General features: G+C 61.3%; 20 protein-coding genes and 2 pseudogenes. 15 read left to right on the top strand and 7 right to left on the bottom strand.

Annotated elements, in window-relative coordinates; genetic code table 11:
• From lpdA to ACJ2A4_RS01655, 4 genes and pseudogenes are all read left to right on the top strand, one after another.
• Positions 1–1407: a dihydrolipoyl dehydrogenase gene (lpdA, locus tag ACJ2A4_RS01670; protein WP_408873352.1), complete on the top strand. Its 1407-nt coding sequence runs from the start codon at positions 1–3 to the stop codon at positions 1405–1407.
• 5 nt (positions 1408–1412) lie between these two features.
• A pseudogene (gene lipA, locus ACJ2A4_RS01665) lies at positions 1413–2377 on the top strand (lipoyl synthase).
• Positions 2377–2856: a type II toxin-antitoxin system RatA family toxin gene (locus ACJ2A4_RS01660; protein ID WP_408873351.1), complete on the top strand. Its 480-nt coding sequence runs from the start codon at positions 2377–2379 to the stop codon at positions 2854–2856. Before lipA ends, ACJ2A4_RS01660 begins: the two are co-directional and overlap by 1 nt.
• A gap of 86 nt (positions 2857–2942) precedes the next feature.
• Positions 2943–3263 (top strand): hypothetical protein, encoded by a 321-nt coding sequence (locus ACJ2A4_RS01655; protein ID WP_408873350.1) that lies wholly within the window; start codon positions 2943–2945, stop codon positions 3261–3263.
• A 76-nt stretch (positions 3264–3339) separates the two neighbouring features.
• Here the strand turns inward: ACJ2A4_RS01655 and ACJ2A4_RS01650 are convergent, their stop codons facing one another.
• Genes ACJ2A4_RS01650 through ACJ2A4_RS01640 form a run of 3 tightly spaced genes read right to left on the bottom strand, consistent with a single transcriptional unit; the run spans position 3340 to position 6290 of the window.
• Positions 3340–3825 (bottom strand): CinA family protein, encoded by a 486-nt coding sequence (locus ACJ2A4_RS01650; RefSeq protein ID WP_408873349.1) that lies wholly within the window; start codon positions 3823–3825, stop codon positions 3340–3342.
• Positions 3815–5704, bottom strand: a complete 1890-nt coding sequence (locus ACJ2A4_RS01645) for a lytic transglycosylase domain-containing protein (RefSeq protein ID WP_408873348.1) — start codon at positions 5702–5704, stop codon at positions 3815–3817. The genes ACJ2A4_RS01650 and ACJ2A4_RS01645 overlap by 11 nt, the downstream gene beginning before the upstream one ends.
• Entirely contained in the window at positions 5688–6290 is a 603-nt protein-coding gene (locus ACJ2A4_RS01640) for a YjbE family putative metal transport protein (RefSeq protein WP_062510436.1), read from the bottom strand. The genes ACJ2A4_RS01645 and ACJ2A4_RS01640 overlap by 17 nt, the downstream gene beginning before the upstream one ends.
• 91 nt (positions 6291–6381) lie before the next feature.
• Between ACJ2A4_RS01640 and purB the strand changes: the two genes are divergently transcribed.
• The 9 genes from purB (at position 6382) to ACJ2A4_RS01595 (ending at position 13330) form a co-directional block, all read left to right on the top strand.
• The gene (purB, locus tag ACJ2A4_RS01635; RefSeq protein WP_408873347.1) at positions 6382–7713 is read left to right on the top strand and encodes an adenylosuccinate lyase; all 1332 of its coding nucleotides are present in this window, start codon (positions 6382–6384) and stop codon (positions 7711–7713) included.
• 135 nt (positions 7714–7848) lie between these two features.
• Complete coding sequence (purC, locus tag ACJ2A4_RS01630; protein ID WP_062497937.1) at positions 7849–8613, top strand: phosphoribosylaminoimidazolesuccinocarboxamide synthase; 765 nt, start codon at positions 7849–7851, stop codon at positions 8611–8613.
• The gene (gene purS, locus ACJ2A4_RS01625) at positions 8610–8852 is read left to right on the top strand and encodes a phosphoribosylformylglycinamidine synthase subunit PurS (RefSeq protein ID WP_194259993.1); all 243 of its coding nucleotides are present in this window, start codon (positions 8610–8612) and stop codon (positions 8850–8852) included. The genes purC and purS overlap by 4 nt, the downstream gene beginning before the upstream one ends.
• The gene (locus ACJ2A4_RS01620; RefSeq protein WP_408873346.1) at positions 8849–9253 is read left to right on the top strand and encodes a Rap1a/Tai family immunity protein; all 405 of its coding nucleotides are present in this window, start codon (positions 8849–8851) and stop codon (positions 9251–9253) included. Before purS ends, ACJ2A4_RS01620 begins: the two co-directional genes overlap by 4 nt.
• Entirely contained in the window at positions 9250–9951 is a 702-nt protein-coding gene (purQ, locus tag ACJ2A4_RS01615; protein ID WP_408873345.1) for a phosphoribosylformylglycinamidine synthase subunit PurQ, read from the top strand. Before ACJ2A4_RS01620 ends, purQ begins: the two co-directional genes overlap by 4 nt.
• Positions 9948–12152, top strand: a complete 2205-nt coding sequence (gene purL, locus ACJ2A4_RS01610; protein WP_408873344.1) for a phosphoribosylformylglycinamidine synthase subunit PurL — start codon at positions 9948–9950, stop codon at positions 12150–12152. Before purQ ends, purL begins: the two co-directional genes overlap by 4 nt.
• 5 nt (positions 12153–12157) lie before the next feature.
• Entirely contained in the window at positions 12158–12388 is a 231-nt protein-coding gene (locus tag ACJ2A4_RS01605) for a BolA/IbaG family iron-sulfur metabolism protein (RefSeq protein WP_011253808.1), read from the top strand.
• 89 nt (positions 12389–12477) lie between these two features.
• Complete coding sequence (gene grxD / locus ACJ2A4_RS01600; RefSeq protein WP_062510429.1) at positions 12478–12813, top strand: Grx4 family monothiol glutaredoxin; 336 nt, start codon at positions 12478–12480, stop codon at positions 12811–12813.
• Between the two features lie 175 nt (positions 12814–12988).
• Positions 12989–13330 (top strand): hypothetical protein, encoded by a 342-nt coding sequence (locus ACJ2A4_RS01595; RefSeq protein WP_244926371.1) that lies wholly within the window; start codon positions 12989–12991, stop codon positions 13328–13330.
• A 4-nt stretch (positions 13331–13334) separates the two neighbouring features.
• Here ACJ2A4_RS01595 and ACJ2A4_RS01590 read toward each other — a convergent pair whose 3' ends face one another.
• The 3 genes and pseudogenes from ACJ2A4_RS01590 to ACJ2A4_RS01580 all read right to left on the bottom strand — a co-directional run bounded on the left by ACJ2A4_RS01590 (position 13335) and on the right by ACJ2A4_RS01580 (position 16161).
• Positions 13335–13667, bottom strand: coding sequence for a YraN family protein (locus ACJ2A4_RS01590; RefSeq protein WP_408874069.1), 333 nt, complete (start codon positions 13665–13667; stop codon positions 13335–13337).
• A 60-nt stretch (positions 13668–13727) separates the two neighbouring features.
• Positions 13728–14702, bottom strand: a pseudogene (hemB, locus tag ACJ2A4_RS01585) (porphobilinogen synthase); the annotation flags it as partial.
• Positions 14703–14718: 16 nt separating this feature from the next.
• Positions 14719–16161, bottom strand: a complete 1443-nt coding sequence (locus tag ACJ2A4_RS01580) for an APC family permease (protein WP_408873343.1) — start codon at positions 16159–16161, stop codon at positions 14719–14721.
• Positions 16162–16253: 92 nt separating this feature from the next.
• Between ACJ2A4_RS01580 and glyA the strand changes: the two genes are divergently transcribed.
• Together glyA and ACJ2A4_RS01570 are read left to right on the top strand one after the other, a co-directional pair.
• Positions 16254–17558: a serine hydroxymethyltransferase gene (gene glyA, locus ACJ2A4_RS01575; RefSeq protein ID WP_408873342.1), complete on the top strand. Its 1305-nt coding sequence runs from the start codon at positions 16254–16256 to the stop codon at positions 17556–17558.
• Positions 17559–17814: 256 nt separating this feature from the next.
• A complete protein-coding gene (locus tag ACJ2A4_RS01570) occupies positions 17815–17976 on the top strand; it encodes a hypothetical protein (protein ID WP_408873341.1) in 162 nt (53 codons plus the stop codon).
• A gap of 23 nt (positions 17977–17999) precedes the next feature.
• Here ACJ2A4_RS01570 and ACJ2A4_RS01565 read toward each other — a convergent pair whose 3' ends face one another.
• The gene (locus ACJ2A4_RS01565; RefSeq protein ID WP_408873340.1) at positions 18000–18602 is read right to left on the bottom strand and encodes a succinylglutamate desuccinylase/aspartoacylase family protein; all 603 of its coding nucleotides are present in this window, start codon (positions 18600–18602) and stop codon (positions 18000–18002) included.
• Between the last annotated feature and the right edge of the window lie 100 nt (positions 18603–18702).

The raw sequence follows: 18702 nt of genomic DNA, 5'->3' as shown, positions 1-18702 counted from the left end.
ATGTCCGATACTTTCGATCTGATTGTTGTTGGCGGCGGCCCCGGCGGTTATGTGGCGGCCCTTCGCGCCAGCCAGCTCGGCATGAGCGTGGCAATCGTGGAAAGCACGCATTTTGGCGGTGTCTGCCTCAACTGGGGCTGCATTCCGACCAAGGCACTGCTGCGGTCTTCGGAAATCCACCATCTGCTGCATGAACTGGGGACATTCGGCCTTTCTGCCGACAACATCTCCTTTGACCTGTCCAAAATCGTTGGCCGGTCGCGTAGCATTGCACGCCGGATGGGCGGCGGCATCGCGCATCTGCTGAAGAAGGCCAAGGTTACGACGTTTGACGGTCGTGCAAAGCTGGCCGGTCGCTCAGGCGAGGCGCATCAGGTCGCCATCACCAAGGATGGCGCCACGGTTGCCACCATCAAGGCGCCGCATGTCATTCTTGCAACGGGTGCGCGCGGTCGTCAGCTTCCGGGTCTGGAAACGGATGGTACCCTGATCTGGGGTGCACGCGAGGCCATGACGCCGAAGGAACTGCCCAAGCGGCTCCTCGTCATCGGTTCGGGCGCCATCGGGATCGAGTTTGCGTCCTTCTACCGGAACATGGGCAGTGAGGTCACAATTGCCGAAGTCGCGGACCGAATCCTGATCGCCGAAGATCCGGAAATCAGTGCCGCTGCCCGCAAGGCTTTCGAGAAGCAGGGGATGAAGATCATCACCAGCGCGAAGGTCGGGCCGCTGAACAAGGGTGAGAACGAAGTCTCCACGACGATCGAGAGCCCGACGGGCAAGATCGATCTGACGGTGGATCGCGTGATCTGCGCGGTCGGTATCGTCGGCAATGTCGAGGATCTGGGGCTTGAGGGCACCAAGGTCCAGGTCGAACGGACCCATATCGTGACGGACGGCTTCTGCCGCACCGGCGAACCGGGCATCTATGCCATCGGCGACGTCGCGGGCGCTCCGTGGCTGGCCCACAAGGCGAGCCATGAGGGTATTCTGTGTGTTGAGAAGATTGCAGGCCGTTCGCCACAGCCGCTTCATCCGCTGAATATTCCGGGCTGCACCTATTCGCGTCCGCAGATCGCCTCTGTGGGACTTAGCGAAGAAAAAGCCATTGCCGCCGGTCACAAGGTCAAGGTCGGCCGCTTCCCGTTCATTGCCAACGGCAAGGCCGTTGCGATGGGTGAGACGGATGGCATGGTCAAGACCGTGTTTGATGCAACAACCGGAGAGCTTCTGGGCGCCCACATGATCGGTGCCGAGGTGACGGAAATGATCCAGGGCTATGTCATCACCCGCACGGGTGAACTGACGGAAGCGGAGCTGATCGAAACGGTCTTCCCGCACCCGACCATTTCCGAGACCATGCACGAGGCAACCCTGGCGGCCTTCGACGGCCCGCTCCATATCTGAGTACCATGTCCCAGCGCATCACCATCGATCATCGCGAGGCACCTGTCCGGCATCCGGAGAAGGCGCACCGGCCTGACAACCCGATCCAGCGCAAACCGTCCTGGATCCGGGTCAAGGCGCCGAACCATCCCGTCTATCACGAGACCCGTGCGCTCATGCGGGATGCGGGGCTGGTGACGGTCTGCGAGGAAGCGGCATGTCCCAATATCGGGGAATGCTGGTCGCAGCGTCATGCCACGATGATGATCATGGGCGAGATCTGCACCCGGGCCTGCGCGTTCTGCAACGTCACGACCGGTCTGCCGAAGCATCTTGATGCGGATGAGCCGCGGCGTGTCGGAGAGGCCGTGGCGAAGCTGGGTCTCAGGCATGTCGTCATCACCTCCGTAGACCGCGATGATCTGGAAGATGGGGGGCGGAGCATTTCGCACGGGTCATCCAGGCGATCCGCGAGACCTCTCCGCAGACCACGATCGAGATCCTGACGCCTGATTTTCTTCGCAAGGAGGGTGCTCTGGAGGTCGTGGTGGCGGCTCGGCCGGACGTTTTCAATCACAATATCGAGACCGTACCCCGCCTTTACCCCACCATTCGACCCGGTGCGCGTTACTACCAGTCGGTCCGTCTTCTGGACGGGGTAAAGAAACTGGATCCTTCCATTTTCACCAAGTCTGGCCTGATGCTTGGGCTTGGCGAGGAGCGGATGGAGGTGTCTCAGGTCATGGATGATTTCAGGATCGCGGACGTCGATTTCCTGACTCTGGGGCAGTATCTCCAGCCTTCCGCGAAGCATGCCGCTGTCGAAAAGTTTGTTACGCCCGAAGAGTTTGACGGCTATGCTGCTGCTGCCCGTTCAAAAGGATTTCTTCAGGTCAGTGCCAGTCCGCTGACCAGGTCCTCCTACCATGCGGACAGCGACTTCGCGAAGCTTCAGGCTGCGCGGAACAGCCGTTTGAAAGAAAGTCTCTGATGCCGACACATGCCGAGCAACGGTTGATCGCCTACACGCCGGACCAGCTTTTTGATCTCGTGGCGGATGTGGAGAAGTATCCGCAGTTCCTGCCTTGGTGCGTGAAGGCCAACATCCGCACCCAGACGGAGCAGGAACTGGTGGCGGATCTGACGATCGGATTTGGTCCGTTTCGTGAAACCTTCACCAGCCGCGTAACGCTGGAACGGCCATCGCGCATCCGCGTGCGCTATGAGAAGGGCCCTTTCCGTTATCTGAACAATGTCTGGACGTTTACGCCCGATCCACGGGGCTGTCTGGTCGATTTCTTCGTGGATTTCGAATTCCGCTCACGGCTTCTGCAGAACGCGATGGGCGTCGTGTTCAATGAAGGCGTGCGCCTGATGGTCTCCGCTTTCATCAAACGGGCACGGGACATTTACGGAACGCAGGGCGCAAAGAGTTCCCCTTCGACACCGGGCCTTTCCCAAAGGACGTAAAATTTCGTAGTGTTTCAAGAACCATCCGGTGCGTGAACCGTTTCAGGTCTCAAGCACCGTCATGGTGATATGAAAAGGATTACGTCATGAAAAAGATTTCTTTAGGCGCTTTCGCCCTGACCGCTCTGGTTGCAGCTGCTTCTTCCGCCATCGCGGCTGAGCACCATCACCACCACGGCAAGCATCACGACAAGATGGGTCAGCAGCACAAGACCGACGGCGAGTCCGCAACGGACGCCCTGAACGCCCGTTCGCTGCAGCAGGCCCAGACGCCGGTTTCCCCGATGGCACCGACCGCCGCCGTTCCCCCAGCAGCTCCGACGGCCGTTCCGACCGCACCGAGCCTCCAGGCTGCTCCGCCGGCTCCTCCTGCATCCACGATGCCGGCTCCGACGCAGGGCAACTGAAGCATCAGACAGACTTCAGGTCTGTCCGGGCTTTTACGAATACGGCTTCCGTCTCTTCGGAAGCCGTTTTTTTGTGTCAGGCGTTCAGAACCATCCGGAGAGCCTGCTGGACGGACTGCGTGCGAATGCTGCTGCGATCACCCGTGAAATGGCATTGCGCCGTTATGACCGGGCCTGAGCGGAGCGCCAGTCCGAAGCACACGGTTCCAACTGGCTTGAGATCGGTCCCGCCACCCGGGCCCGCTATGCCTGTCACTGACACGGCGATATCCGCACCCATTGCATGCACCAGCGCGCCTGTCGCCATCGCCTCGGCAGTCTGGACACTGACAGCTCCATACTGTGCCAGAATGCCCTCGGGAACATCGACTGCACTCATTTTCAATGCATTGGAGTAGGTCACGAAACCACCTTCCAATACGTCGGATGAGCCCGGAATGTCGCTCAGGGCTGCGCTGATCAATCCGCCCGTGCAGCTTTCTACGGTCACCAGTCTGCGGCCGGACGGACGCAGATGATCCAGAACCTGCTCGGCAAGTGTGCGGATCCCGTTATCCGGCACGGGTATTCCTGACGCGGTAGATCATCATGCCTGCCTCGATATTTTCGATGTAAAGACGTGTCTCGCGATAGGGCAGACGCTCGATCCAGTCGAGCAGACCGTCTTCGGAGAGCGGATCTGACGGCGGGTCAGCTTTCAGCCAAAGGTCCACCCTGTGCGGACCGGCATTATACGCTGCCAGCGCATAGGGGATCACGTTCCCGAAACGCTGCAAAAGCTGCGAGACATAGGCATTGCCCACCTTCAGGTTCGTCTGGGGATCAGTCAGAGCCGCTGCGGATACGTTGATTGGCCCCATATGCGCCTTGCGCACCACATCCTTCGCTGCAGCCGGCAGAAGCTGTAACAGTCCGACCGCATGCGCCCCGCTGAGCGCATCCGGATCAAAACCGCTTTCCTGCCGGATGATGGCGGGCAGGAGGCCATCCGGAACGGTCGAAGCGGAAGGGTAAGGATCGGGAAAGCCCTGCGGATAAAGGGCAATCCCCTTGCGGGCCAAGGCATAGGACGCAAACACTTCCGGCGCTGCCACCCCGAGGCCGGCAGCTGCATCTGCGACGGCTTTCTGACCTTCGGGCGACGGATTGACCACTTCCAGCATCATGAGGAAATCCCGGGCATGATCGGGATCCCCCGCCTGAACAAGATCAGTGGCCGCCTCAAGCAGGTCCGGGCGATTGAGTGTTCCGGCCTGCGGGGCGGGAAGGGACTGAAGGGCCTGAAGCAGTGCATTGTCAAAGGCCGGGGACGACTGCCCGCTTGTCAGAATCCCGTTGTCCCCGGTTATGGCTGCAAGAGCGAGCTGTCCGGGGAAGGTTGTGGGAAACGCGGCAGCCTTGCGAAAAGCGGCTTCAGCCTGTTGCTGTCGGCTGGCAGCCTGCAGGGCCCGGCCTGTCCAGTAATAACCGCGGGCCTGCATCTGAAGCGAAGTTGCGTTCTGGAGAGGCTCGAAGAATTTCTGGGCGCGGGCCGGGGCCTGCAGCTCCCTCAGGGCGATGATCCCGCTGAGCAACGCGGCTTCCTGACGGTCCGTTGTGTCGGGAGCCATGGTAGTGTCGTCTGCGAGATCCGCAGCTTCTTTCGGACGCCCGGCCAACAGCAGGGCCCGGGCGAGACTGATGCGTTCGGATGACCAGTCATGGGAGGGGCTGGCCTGCTGGAGGGAGACACCCTGCGTGTTCCACAGGGCGAGTGCTTCATCCAGCCTGTCGCCGCGGCGGAGAGCACGCAGGCGATAGCGAATTAGGGTTGGATCGGATTGCATATCCGCGGGCAGGGACGCAAATCGGGAATCTGCATCGGGTGAAGCCAGACGTTCGGCCAGACGTGCCTGGGCCAGAGGCTGCTGATCCGCAGACAGACGCTCAATCTGGCGGGAGGCGGCAGAGAATTGCCCCCGCAGTTCCAGCGCTTCATAGCGGGTCCACTGATCAGCATCCGTGAAAACCTGACCGAAACGCTGGAGCAGAGCCTGTTCTTCCGCAGCGGTCAGGGCATTGCCCGACAGCCAGAGACGGCGCGCAGTGGAGGCGGCGTCCGGCAGATGGTCCATGCAGGTACTGAACGCTGTGGGCAGCGTGAGGGGATATAACGGACAGAGCGTGTTCAGGATCTGCGGATCGGATGCCCGGGACAGCGCGTTCTGGTACCGCCACAGCATCCGGGCTCTCTGCGGCCACTGGGGCGTCTGTTTCAGAAAGTCTGCATAGCGCTGTGCCGGAAGGCCCGTACCGCCTGGCCCGACAAGGACCAGCCATTCCGCCAGCCGCTCCTTTACTGGTGGGGCAGACGGGACTGACGGTGTAGCGGCGAGGACAGACGATGCCGCAAGAAGCGCCGTCAGGCCGGTCAGGAAGGCTTTCTTATGTCGGAAGAACATGATGCCAGACCTCTCCGCCACCGCGGATGATAAGTTCGATTGCGACCCCCAGAACCACCAGCAGGCCGATCCATGCGATCCAGCTGTAACGGGCCAGAAGATTGGCGATAACAGATGCCGCAAGCCCCATCAGCAGGACCGACAGCACAAGCCCCGAAACAAGAATCCACGGATGCCCGACTGCGGCACCGGCAACAGCCAGCACATTATCAAGGCTCATGGACAGATCGGCCACCACAATCCGGAGCACGGCGGGGCCAAGGCGCGGCGGAGCGGGTTCGACGTCCTCGTGATGCTCGCCAACACGAAGTTCGCGGTACATTTTCCAGCAGACCCACAGCAGCAGAAAACCACCAGCCAGGGTCAGCCCCACCACGGAGAGGAGCGTCGTCGCCAGCAGGGCCAGGCCGACACGCAGGATGGCTGCAAAACCCGTTCCGAACAGGATGGCCAGACGGCGCTGTCGCCCTTCGAGATTGCGGACGGCCATCCCGATCACGACGGCATTGTCGCCGGCGAGGGTGATGTCGATCAGGGTGATCTGGCCGAGGGCGATCAGGGCATGAAGCAGAGAGTCAGGGGCCAAGGTGTCATTCTTCCGAAAAGGGGTCCGTGCAATATCTTCGTATTTGGTCTAAGCAGCCTCCGTAAAGACCCACCCCGCATCCGGAGTTCCCATGGTACCCCGTTACAGCCGTCCGCAGATGACTGCCATCTGGTCTCCCGCCAACCGTTTTCGCATCTGGTTCGAGATCGAAGCCCTTGCCTGCGAAGCCATGGCGAAACGGGGTGACATTCCCGCCGAATCAGCAAAGACCATCCGCAAGAAGGGGGATGCCGCCATGGCTGCGTTCTCCGATGCGGATCTGGCCCGCATTGACGAGATCGAAGCCGAAACGCGCCATGACGTCATCGCGTTCCTGACCTGGCTTGCGGAAAAGGTCGGCCCCGACAGCCGTTTCGTCCATCTGGGCATGACGTCTTCGGACGTGCTGGATACCTGTCTGTCCGTTCAGATGACACAGGCCGCCGATCTGCTGCTGGAAGATCTGGATCGCGTTCTCGCCGCCCTGAAAGCCCGTGCCTACGAGCACCGCAACACGGTCACGATCGGCCGCAGCCATGCCATCCATGCCGAGCCGACCAGCTTTGGCCTGAAGATCGCTGGACACTACGCCGAATTTGCCCGCAACCGCGCCCGTCTGATCCAGGCCCGCAAGGAAATCGCGGTCTGCGCCATCTCCGGCGCTGTCGGCACCTATGCCCATATCGATCCGGAGATCGAAGAATATGTGGCCGACAAGCTGGGTCTGGCTGTCGAGAGCGTGTCCACGCAGGTCATTCCGCGTGACCGTCATGCCGCGTTCTTCTGCACGCTCGGCGTGATTGCCAGCGGTATCGAGCGTCTGGCCGTCGAAGTCCGTCATTTGCAGCGTTCGGAAGTCCGGGAAGCGGAAGAGTTTTTCCACAAGGGACAGAAGGGCAGTTCGGCAATGCCGCACAAGCGCAACCCTGTCCTGTCGGAGAACCTGACGGGTCTGGCGCGCCTGATCCGCTCGCATGTCATCCCTGCGCTGGAAAACGTCGCGCTGTGGCATGAGCGGGACATCAGCCACTCGGCCGTCGAGCGCAACATCTGCCCCGATGCGACGATCGGTCTGGATTTCGCGCTGATCCGTCTGGCCGGAATGATGGAAAAGCTGGTCGTTTACCCTGAGCAGATGATCGCGAACATGGAGAGCCTGGGTGGCGTCGTCCATTCCGGCGAAGTGCTGCTGACGCTGGCCCGTGCGGGCATTTCTCGCGAGGACGCCTATCGTATCGTGCAGCGCAACGCCATGGAAACATGGACGACGCTGGGCAAGCCGGGCTTCAAAACCTTCCGCGAAAACCTTGAGGCCGATCCGGAAGTGTCGGGTCGTGTCAGCAAGGACATTCTCGATCAGGCGTTCGATCCGGCACAGCATCTGCGCGCCGTGGATCGCATCTTCGCCCGCATCTTTGACTGAGAGGTCTGCGGGACGTGGATTTCCTGCGTCCCGCACACTCGCAGTTCCGGTTCCGCAATGCTATGGAACCACAATTCGTCGCTGCTCCAGCCGTCCGCATTTCCTGTCAGGACGGCGCAACGCTAAGGATTGCTCATGGCTCGCCGCCGCCAGCTCTATGAGGGCAAAGCCAAGGTTCTTTTTGAAGGCCCAGAACCCGGCACACTCGTTCAGTACTTCAAGGATGATGCCACCGCCGGAAACGGCGCGAAGAGCGGCATCATCACCGGGAAGGGCGTGCTGAACAACCGCATCAGCGAATACCTGATGCTCAAGCTGCACGAGATCAACATCCCGACCCACTTCATCCGCCGGCTGAACATGCGCGAGCAGCTCATCCGCGAAGTGGAGATCATTCCGCTTGAAGTCGTGGTACGCAACGTGGCGGCGGGCTCTCTGGCCAAGCGGCTCGGCATCCCCGAGGGGACGCGTCTGCCGCGCACGATCATCGAATACTATTACAAGAATGATGCGCTCGGCGATCCGATGGTCTCCGAAGAGCACATCGCCGCCTTCAACTGGGCCGCGCCGCAGGACATGGACGACATGAACCAGCTGGCGCTCCGGACGAACGATTTCCTGATGGGCATGTTCACGGCTGTCGGCATCACGCTCGTCGATTTCAAGCTGGAATTCGGGCGGATCTGGGAAGGCGAGGAGATGCGCATCCTTCTGGCGGATGAGATTTCGCCGGATAACTGTCGTCTGTGGGATTCCAAGACGAACGAGAAAATGGACAAGGATCGCTTCCGCCGTGACATGGGTCGCGTCGAGGAAGCATATCAGGAAGTGGCAAAGCGTCTCGGGATCCTGCCCGAGTCCGGGAATGGTGACCTCAAGGGTCCGGAGGCAGTTCAGTGAAAATCCGTGTTTTTGTTTCCCTAAAAGACGGCGTTCTCGATCCGCAGGGCAAGGCCGTGGGCCATGCTCTCGAAACCCTCGGCTTCAAGGGCCTGGGTGAAGTCCGCATCAACCGCGTCGTCGAGCTTGACGTTCCGGCCGATAACGCTGCCGATGCGCTGGCGCAGGGTGAAGCCATGGCGCGCGCTCTGCTGGCCAATGAAGTCATCGAAGACTTTAGCGTCGAGGTGGCAGCATGACCCGTCTTTCCACGATGTTCCTGCTGGCCGGCCTTGTCGCTGCGCCGGCTCTCGTTACAGCCCCGGCCCACGCGCAGCGTGTCTCGAAGGTTTCAGGCAAGGCGCTGGGGCAGATGTGCTCCAGCAAGTCGTCCATCGGCATGTGCGATGCCTATCTGTCCGGTCTGATGGACGGGGAGGCCTGGGCCAAGAAGTACGACAGCTTTGCGCATGATGAGTCCGCTCCGGTGGCATTCTGCGTTCCGGCCCAGCAGACCGCACCGCAGGTGCGTGGCCTAGTCGTCGCCTGGCTGCATGCGCATAACGATGCGTTGACGGAACCGGCAGGCAAGGCCGTCTATCGTGCCCTGCATGACACCTATCCGTGCCATGCATCCGCTCCCGCGGAGGGCCAGAAATGAAGGCAGGTATCGTCGTATTTCCCGGTACGAACCGGGAGCGCGACATGGTCCATGCCCTGAAGCTGGTTACGGGGCAGACGCCGCGTCTGATCTGGCACGGGGAGACCTCGGTGGGGGATCTGGACCTCGTGGTGCTGCCAGGTGGTTTCAGCTTCGGGGACTATCTGCGCAGTGGCGCCATGGCCGCCCATTCGCCGATCATGCGGTACGTCAAGGCATTCGCGGGCAAGGGCGGTCATGTCCTTGGCGTCTGCAACGGCTTCCAGATCCTGACGGAATCCCATCTGCTGCCGGGTGCGCTTCTGCGTAATGCCGGGCTGCGCTTTCTGTCGCAGGACTGCCACCTGAAGGTCGAGAATGCGTCTTCGCCCTATACGCAGGGCTGGACGCGCGGCGACGTGTTCCGTGCACCGCTCGCGCATGGTGACGGCAACTACACGGCCTCACCCGAGACGCTGAAGCGCCTTGAAGGCGAGGGCCGAGTGGCGTTCCGCTATTGCGGTGCGGACGGCGCGGTTTCGGACGATGACCGCGCTACCAACCCCAACGGGAGCACGCGCTCCATCGCCGGTATCCTGAGCGAAAACGGCCGTGTCTGTGGCCTGATGCCGCACCCGGAGAACCTGACTGACCCCGAAATCGGCGCAACCGACGGCGTGCCGCTTTTCAAAGGCCTTGTGGAGGCTCTTGTCGGATGAGTGTGACGATTGATGCCCAGCTTGCCCAGTCTTTCGGACTGACCGGCGAGGAATACGACAAGCTTGTCACGATCATGGGACGGACGCCGAGCTTTACAGAGCTCGGGATTTTCTCCGTCATGTGGTCCGAGCACTGCTCCTACAAATCGTCCCGCATCCATCTCAAGACGCTGCCGACAAAGGCACCGTGGGTCATCCACGGACCGGGCGAGAACGCAGGCGTCGTGGATATCGGCGAGGGGCTGGCAGCCGTCTTCAAGATGGAGAGCCACAACCACCCGTCCTTCATCGAGCCCTATCAGGGTGCGGCGACGGGCGTAGGCGGTATCCTGCGTGACGTATTCACGATGGGCGCGCGTCCGGTTGCAAACCTCAATGCCCTGCGTTTCGGCGATCCGAAACATGCGGGAACGCGTCGCATCGTCGATGGCGTTGTCCGTGGCGTTGGCGGCTATGGCAACTGCGTTGGTGTTCCGACCGTGGGTGGCGAGGTCAACTTCCACAAGGCGTATGACGGCAATCCGCTCGTCAACGCCATGACTGTGGGTGTGGCCAAGCAGGACAAGATCTTCCTGTCCGCTGCAGCTGGTGTGGGCAATCCGGTCGTGTATGTCGGCTCCAAGACCGGACGTGATGGCATTCATGGCGCGACCATGTCTTCGGCCGAGTTCGATGAGGAAGCCGCGTCCAAGCGTCCGACCGTTCAGGTTGGCGATCCGTTCATCGAGAAGCTGCTGATCGAGGCCTGCCTTGAACTGATGGCAACGGATGCGATCGTGGCCATTCAGGACATGGGTGCCGCGGGTCTGACGTCTTCTGCCGTTGAAATGGCTGGCAAGGGTGGTGTGGGCATTGAGCTTAACCTTGATGCCGTTCCGCAGCGCGAGCCGAACATGTCGGCTTACGAAATGATGCTGTCCGAGAGCCAGGAGCGTATGCTCATGGTCCTCAAGCCCGAGCGGACCGAAGTTGCCCGTGCGATCTTCGCGAAGTGGGAACTGGATTTCGCTGTCATCGGCGAACTGACCGATACGGGCCGCATTACGATCCGCCATAAGGGCGAGGTCGAGGCCGATATTCCGCTGGCACCGCTGGCAGATGAAGCGCCGGTCTATAACCGCCCGACCGTGCCTCTGACGGTACCGGCGCGGATCGAGACTCCGGCAGACCCGGAAGGGATCGAGAAGGCGCTTCTAACGCTGATCGGCTGCCCGGATCTGGCGTCCCGCGCCTGGGTCTGGAACCAGTATGACGGCTCGGTCGGTGGCAACACGGCGCGTCGTCCGGGTGCGGCCGATGCGGCTGTCGTGCGCGTTGAAGGCACGCGTCTGGGTCTTGCCCTGACGACGGACTGCACGCCGCGCTACTGTCAGGCTGATCCGAAGACGGGTGGAGCACAGGCTGTGGCCGAAGCATGGCGCAACATCACGGCAACGGGCGCAACCCCGCTGGCCGTGACGGACAACCTGAACTTCGGCAATCCGGAACGTCCGGAAATCATGGCGCAGTTTGCCGATGCCATCAAAGGCATGGGCGATGCCTGCCGTGCGCTCGACTTCCCGGTCGTGAGCGGCAACGTCTCGCTGTATAACGAGACGCGTTCCCCATCCGGTGAAGCGCAGGCCATCCTGCCAACACCGGCGATCGGTGCGCTTGGCGTTCTGGTGGATGCGTCCAAGTCCATCGGGCTTGCGATGCCGGATGCCCATGATCTTGTGCTGGTTGGTGGCATTCGCGGCGAACTCGGACAGTCGCTGTGGCTGCGCGAAATCTGCCAGCGTGAAGATGGTGCACCGCCGGTGGTCGATCTTGCGGTCGAGCGTCGTAACGGTGACTTCGTGCGCAGCCAGATTGGCGCAGGTGCAGTGGCGGCCTGTCATGACATTGCCGATGGCGGTCTGCTGGTGACGGTGGCGGAAATGGTGATGGCGAGCGGCGTTGGCTGCACGCTTGAGGCGGCTCCGGCGGACGTTGCAGCGCATGCTTTCTGGTTCGGTGAGGATCAGGGCTGCTACGTTATCGCAACTTCCGATGGCGCAGCCCTTGTCGCAGCGGCGGAGAAGGCCAACGTTCCGGCAATGCGCCTGGGACGTTCGGGTGGCACCGATCTGGAGCTTCCGGGTACTGTCCGCGTCAGTGCCGAGCGTCTCCGGGAGATCAATGCCGCATTCTTCCCGCGGTTCATGGGTGAGGGGGCCTGATTTTCATGCCGATGGCAGCTTCTGAAATCGAACGCACGATCCTTGCCGCCATTCCCGATGCCCGGATCGAGATCGAAGATCTCGCCGGGGACGGGGATCACTACGCCTGCACGGTCACGAGTGAGGCCTTCCGTGGTCTTTCACGTGTGCGGCAGCACAAACTGGTCTATGATGCCTTCGGAACCCGCATGGGCACTGAACTGCATGCGATGGCCCTCAAGACGCTCACCCCTTAAGAGCCGGGGCTGACGTCCTTTTTTCCAGACGAGCACTGAGACAGCAGGTGCGGGCCTTTCGCCCGCCCTGCCGAAACAAGGAAAATCCAATGTCCGAAACCGTGTTCCAGCATATCCAGAACCTGATCGACGCCAATCCGGTCATGCTGTTCATGAAGGGTGACAAGCTCTTCCCGCAGTGCGGCTTCTCCGCCCGCGTGGTGCAGATCCTCACGCATCTCGGCGTTCCGTTCGAGACCTGCAACATCCTTGAGAGCGCCGAACTGCGTCAGGGCATCAAGGATTTCTCCCAGTGGCCGACCGTGCCGCAGCTCTACATCAAGGGCGAGTTCGTCGGCGGCTGCGATATCGTGACCGACATGTATCAGAGCGGCGAGCTTGAGACTCTGCTGGCCGACAAGGGCATCACGACGGCCAACGCCTGATTCGGGCACAGTCATGACGAAAGGCGCTGAATTCAGCGTTTTTTAAGCATTGCTCCTGCCACATTTCAGCCATGAAGCGGCGAAAAGTGGCAGGACCTTGATTTTTTCGGAAACTTTCCCAACAGGGGTTGTCGAACCCCGAGTTCAGCGCATAGGCTGGTTCCATCAGAACGGGATGGGACGAACGTCAATGGCGCGTAACTGGGTCGGCAGAATTGCTCTTGGGATCATGGGTGTCGGTATCTGCATGGGAGCTGGCAAGGCTCATGCCCGTCCGGCCATTACCGATTACGAAGCCAGCAAGCTGACCTTCGACGCACTGACCGCAACGCCGGTCTATCACCGTGTTGTCTTCCATCACGCTCTTGCACATCGCACGACGACGCATCACACGGCTCTTGCCTGGAATAACTCCCACGCTGTTGTCCGTAACGTCGCCTATCGTCCGCATGCGGTCGCTCATGCGCGCGTTGCAGTCGCTTCTGCTCACCGTCACGCCCGCGTTCGCCGGACCTGATCCTTCAGAACTGGCGCAGCGCATCCTGGATGCGTCGCGCCTGACCTGACGGGTCGACGACGATCAGATCAAACCGGGTGCTAGGTCTGTTCCACTCCGGTTTTGTCAGCAGGATATAGTTGAAGGCTTCCATCAGCCTCTGAGACTGTCTGACCGTCAGGCATGACGCACTTTCCCGCAGGCTGCGTCTCTGCTTGACCTCAACGGCAATCAGCCATTCCGAATCTGCCGCCAGAAGATCGAGTTCACCATAAGGCGTTCGCAGTCTCTGTGCGAGAATTGTCAGCCCGCGCTCCTCAAGGAGGCGGGCTGCAATGTTTTCGGCGTTCAGCCCCATGTAATAGGACTGAACGCCGCGTGTCTTCCGGCTTTTCAGCGTTCGTCCCGCAGGAGACGGGCTGGCATCCAGAGCAAAATAGGTGAGGATGCCGTTACAGCCAGCGCGCTTGAAGGCGATCAGGCTCTCCATGATCGTGCGGTCCCGATCAAGCCAGCCGTTCTGGATGGCCCCCATCAGCATCGCGTATTCACCCGACACCTGATAGGCGAAGGTTGGCACTTCGAAGCGCTCACGGACGCGACGGATGATGTCGAGATACGGCATGCCCGGCTTGACCATGATCATGTCCGCACCTTCGCGGAGATCCTGCTCGACTTCGCGCATGGCTTCGTTGGAATTGGCAGGGTCCATCTGGTAGGTCTTCTTGTCTCCGCTGAGGAGATCGCCGGACCCCAGCGCATCACGGAACGGACCGTAAAATGCGGAGGCATACTTGGCCGTGTAGGCCATGATGCGGGTCGTGTCGTAGCCGTTGCCGTCGAGCGTTTCGCGGATGGCCTTGACGCGACCGTCCATCATATCGGACGGGGCGATGATGTCGTTGCCGGCACGGGCCTGATTCAGGGCCTGCTGGCGCAGGATCTCGACGGACGCATCGTTGAGGATGCGGCCGTTCTCGATCACGCCATCATGTCCGTGAGAGGTATACGGGTCGAGCGCCACGTCACCGATGATGCCCAGATCAGGGAAGGCTTCCTTGATGGTACGTGACGCACGGCACATCAGGTTGTCCGGATTGAGGGCTTCGCTGCCGGTGGCATCGCGGACGCTCATGGGCGTCACCGGGAAAATGGCAACGGCCGGGACGCCAAGGTCCACGGCCTGCCGCACGTGTTCAACGACATTATCCACGCTGACGCGTTCGGCGCCCGGCATGGAGTCGACCTGCTGGCGCTGGTTTTCGCCTTCGCAGACGAAGATCGGCCAGATCAGGTTGTCGACATGCAGGCGATGTTCCTGCACCAGACGGCGGGTGAAAGCATCGTGGCGATTACGCCGCGGACGGGAGAGGGGGTATGCTGCATTGCTCATACCCCCGATCATGCTCCTAACTTTCGCGTCTGCAAAGTCGACTGTTGCGGATGCCGTAAGCAAAATAAACGGCAAGTCCAATGGCAAGCCAGACAACAAGCCGGATCCAGGTCAGCCTGTCGAGCGATACCATCACTGCACCGCAGGACAGGATGCCTAGCAATGGAACGAGCAGACCACCCGGAACGCGGAACTGTCGTGGCGCATCAGGATATCTGGCGCGCAGCACAGGAACACCAATGCAGACGATAATGAAGGCCAGCAGGGTGCCGATGGACGTCATGTTGCCGAGCTGACCGATCGGAAGCACCGCAGCAAGCACGCTGGTCAGCGCCGCGAACATCAGATGGGACGTCCAGGGCGTGTGGGTGCGGGTATTGAGCTTCGAGAAGACGGGCGGCAGCAGACCATCATGGGACATGATGAGGAAGACACGCGCCTGTCCCATCAGCAATCCGAACAGGACGGAGATGTAACCGGCCGTGATGCCGAGTTTCACAAGGCTGGCCAGCCAGGGCATTCCGGCGACATCGATGGCCGTGGCAACCGGGCTCGGATCATTGGCCATGGCGCGGTAATCGACCACGCCCGTCAGGACCATGGAGAACACGGCATAGACCACGGAGCAGACGAGCAGGCTTCCCAGAATACCAATTGGGATGTCTCGGGCAGGATTGCGGCTGTCCTGGGCTGTAGTGGAGACGATGTCGAAACCCAGATACGCGAAGAAGGCCATGCCCGCGGCGCGCATGACGCCGGACATGCCGAACTGTCCAAATGTGCCGGTATTCTGCGGGATGAAGGGATGATAGTGCGCGAAGCTAATATGGGGCGCGCAGGCCGCGATCACAGCCACGATGACGGCGAGCTTGATGCAGACGACGATCGTGTTGATGGTCGTGGATTCACTCACACCGCGCATGAGCAGAGCCGTGACACCCCAGAGCGCACAGACGGCCGGAAGGTTGAACCACGCAGAGGCCATGCTTCCATCCGGCATCGTGACGGGCGTCATTGGCGTTGCCAGCAGGCGCGGATCGATATGGATGCCCCAGCCCCCCAGCAACGACGCAAGATAGCCCGACCAGCTGGATGCAACGGCAGCGGCGCCCACGGTATATTCCAGCACGAGATCCCAGCCGATGATCCATGCGATCAGCTCACCCATCGAGGCATAGGCGTAGGAATAGGCTGAGCCGCCCGAAGGGATCATGCTGGCGAGCTCGCCGTAACACAGGCCCGCAAAGCCGCAGGCCACCGCTGCGATGACGAAAGAGAGGGTCACGGCCGGGCCGGCATTCTGGCCAGCGGCGACGCCCGTGAGGGAAAAAAGGCCAGCACCGATCGTCACACCGACGCCCAGGGCAACGAGCTGCCACGGGCCGAGGACACGCTTGAGGCCAGTCTGGCTGTCAGCTGCGGAAGATACGGGTTTGGTCCGCCAGAGCGGAGTGGTCATGAAGGATCCTCGTTTGATAGGCGGATTGTTTTTGCCGAGGCAGGCAATCTGGGCTAGTCACATGCCGAACTCACCCTGGAGAATGGACCACGATGTCGGAACACGCCAGCCAGTCCACGCTGAATCGTTTCTTTCATGCCCCCCTCAAGGAGGTTGATGCCGAAGTTGCCACCATCCTGAACGAGGAGCTGACGCGCCAGCAGGATGGCATCGAGCTCATCGCTTCGGAGAACATGGCCTCCTTTGCCGTTATGGAAGCACAGGGTTCAGTGCTGACGAACAAGTATGCGGAAGGCCTTCCGGGCAAGCGCTATTATGGCGGTTGCGTGGATGTGGACCGCGTCGAGAACCTCGCCATCGATCGTCTGAAGAAGATTTTCGGTGCCGAGTTTGCAAATGTGCAGCCGCATTCCGGCGCCAATGCCAACCAGGCCGCCTTCATGGCGCTGGCCAAGCCCGGCGACACGGTTCTGGGCCTGAGCCTTGCTGCGGGTGGACATCTGACGCATGGCGCGGCCCCGAACTATTCGGGCAAGTGGTTCAACTCCGTGCAGTACGGCGTGCGCGCCGAGGACGGTCTGATCGACTACGACCAGATGGAAGCGCTGGCCCGCGAACACAAGCCGAAGATCATCGTGGCTGGCAGCTCTGCTTATCCGCGCGTCATTGATTTCGCCCGTTTCCGGAAGATTGCCGATGAAGTCGGTGCGTATCTGATGGTGGACATGGCGCATTTTGCCGGTCTGGTTGCCGCTGGCCTGTATCCGAACCCGGTTCCGATTGCCGACATCACCACATCCACGACGCACAAGACGCTGCGTGGCCCGCGTGGTGGCATCATCCTGACGAACAACCCCGAGCTGGCGAAGAAGGTGAACTCCGCCGTGTTTCCGGGGCTGCAGGGCGGCCCGCTCATGCACGTCATCGCCGGCAAGGCCGTCGCTTTTGGCGAAGCCCTGTCGGATGAGTTCAAGGCCTATCAGCAGCGCGTTCTGGCCAATGCCCGTGCGCTGGCGGACGAGCTTCAGAACCGTGGCTTCGACATCGTCACGGGTGGCACGGACAGCCACCTGATCCTCGTGGATCTGCGTCCGAAGAAGGTGACGGGCAAGCTGGCCGAAGCCATCCTCGAGCGTGCCGGCATCACGGCGAACAAGAACGCCATTCCGTTCGATCCGGAAAAGCCGTTCGTAACCTCCGGCATCCGTCTGGGCAGCCCGGCGGCGACGGCACGCGGTTTCGGGGAAGCCGAGTTCCGCGAAGTCGGTCGTATGATCGACGAAGTGCTGACGGCGGCTCTTGAAGAAGACAATGCCGAGGCCGTGACGGCCCGCGTGCATGAGGAAGTGAAAGCCCTGTGCCGCCGCTTCCCGATCTATGACCGCGCTTCTGCCTAAGACCTGAACAGTGCTGCGGTCCGTCTGGCCAGGCGGACCGCAAGCTGCCCCGACGGGGGCGAAGATTGGGCATGATCAGCAGACACTCGTCATAGGGTGTGTAGATCAGGTCATGCCCGTCATGAGCGAGGGGTGTTCCGGCTTCCGGGATCGTCACTCCGCCCTCCCATGGCCTGATAAAACTGAAATCCGCATTCCGGGCGATGATATTGTCCGTCACCACCGCCATTTCAGGCTCGCAGGAGTCCTGTGTCGCTTGTCCGCAAAGATGGATGGTCTCGGCTTGCGCCAGAAGGCGCTCGATGGCGCTTTCCATGACCGTAACGGTGGCCGCCTCCCAGTGAGGGCCCGCTTCCAGCAGGCAACTGCGTCCCGTGCCGCCCGGCGACATGAAATGTGCATGCTCGATCAGGCGTGATCCCCCGTGATGGCCAAGATCCGTCAGAACGGTCCGGGGAAGGCCTTCGCCCGCCGCCAGAGCACAGGCAAATTCGGCAGATCGCTGGCGGGGGGCGCGATGAACAGGGGTTCGGACGGCCAGAGCGTGGAATGCAGGTCCAGCAGAAGATCAGCGCGCGCAATGAAGGGCTGAAGCTGACGTGCGCGGTCAAGTTCGCTGGAGTGATCCCGTCCGTTCAGCCGCATGTTGTGCCACAGACGGTTCAGATCCTCGTCAACATGACGGGCCATCACCGGATTTGTGGCATCAAAACGCTCGAAAGCCTCCAGATTGGCCAGAATCAGGGTCAGACGTCCCGAAAACGGAACCGGCGCCTGCCTGCGCAGGTTTTCCAGCGCCCAGCCACCGGCATATTCGTTTCCATGCACCAGAGCCGTAATGACGGTCTCCGGTCCCGCACGGCCCGAGTCGAAAATCCAGACACCGGGGACACCCGAAGGTGGCGCGCGCCAGGCCGACAGATCCGGAGGTGTGAGAGCAACCTTGAAGACGGGAGGCGGGCGACCGATCCCGGGCAGTGTTTCCGACAGGCGGGGCTGACGGATCCGGAGCGGATGGTGCCGCTGTCCCGCCTTGCAGCTCATGAGCTCTGCCGATCCACTGACGGATACCTGGGTCTTACGGAACAGGTCCTTTCATTCCCCGCCCAGTCACCCGGCAGAGCCATTCCTGCATCGCTGAGGA

The sequence above is a fragment of the Gluconobacter roseus genome (assembly GCF_046058915.1).
Lineage (GTDB): Bacteria > Pseudomonadota > Alphaproteobacteria > Acetobacterales > Acetobacteraceae > Gluconobacter > Gluconobacter roseus_A.
The sequence above is the reverse complement of the archived record's forward strand: the minus strand, read 5'-3'. Positions and strand labels throughout refer to the sequence as shown.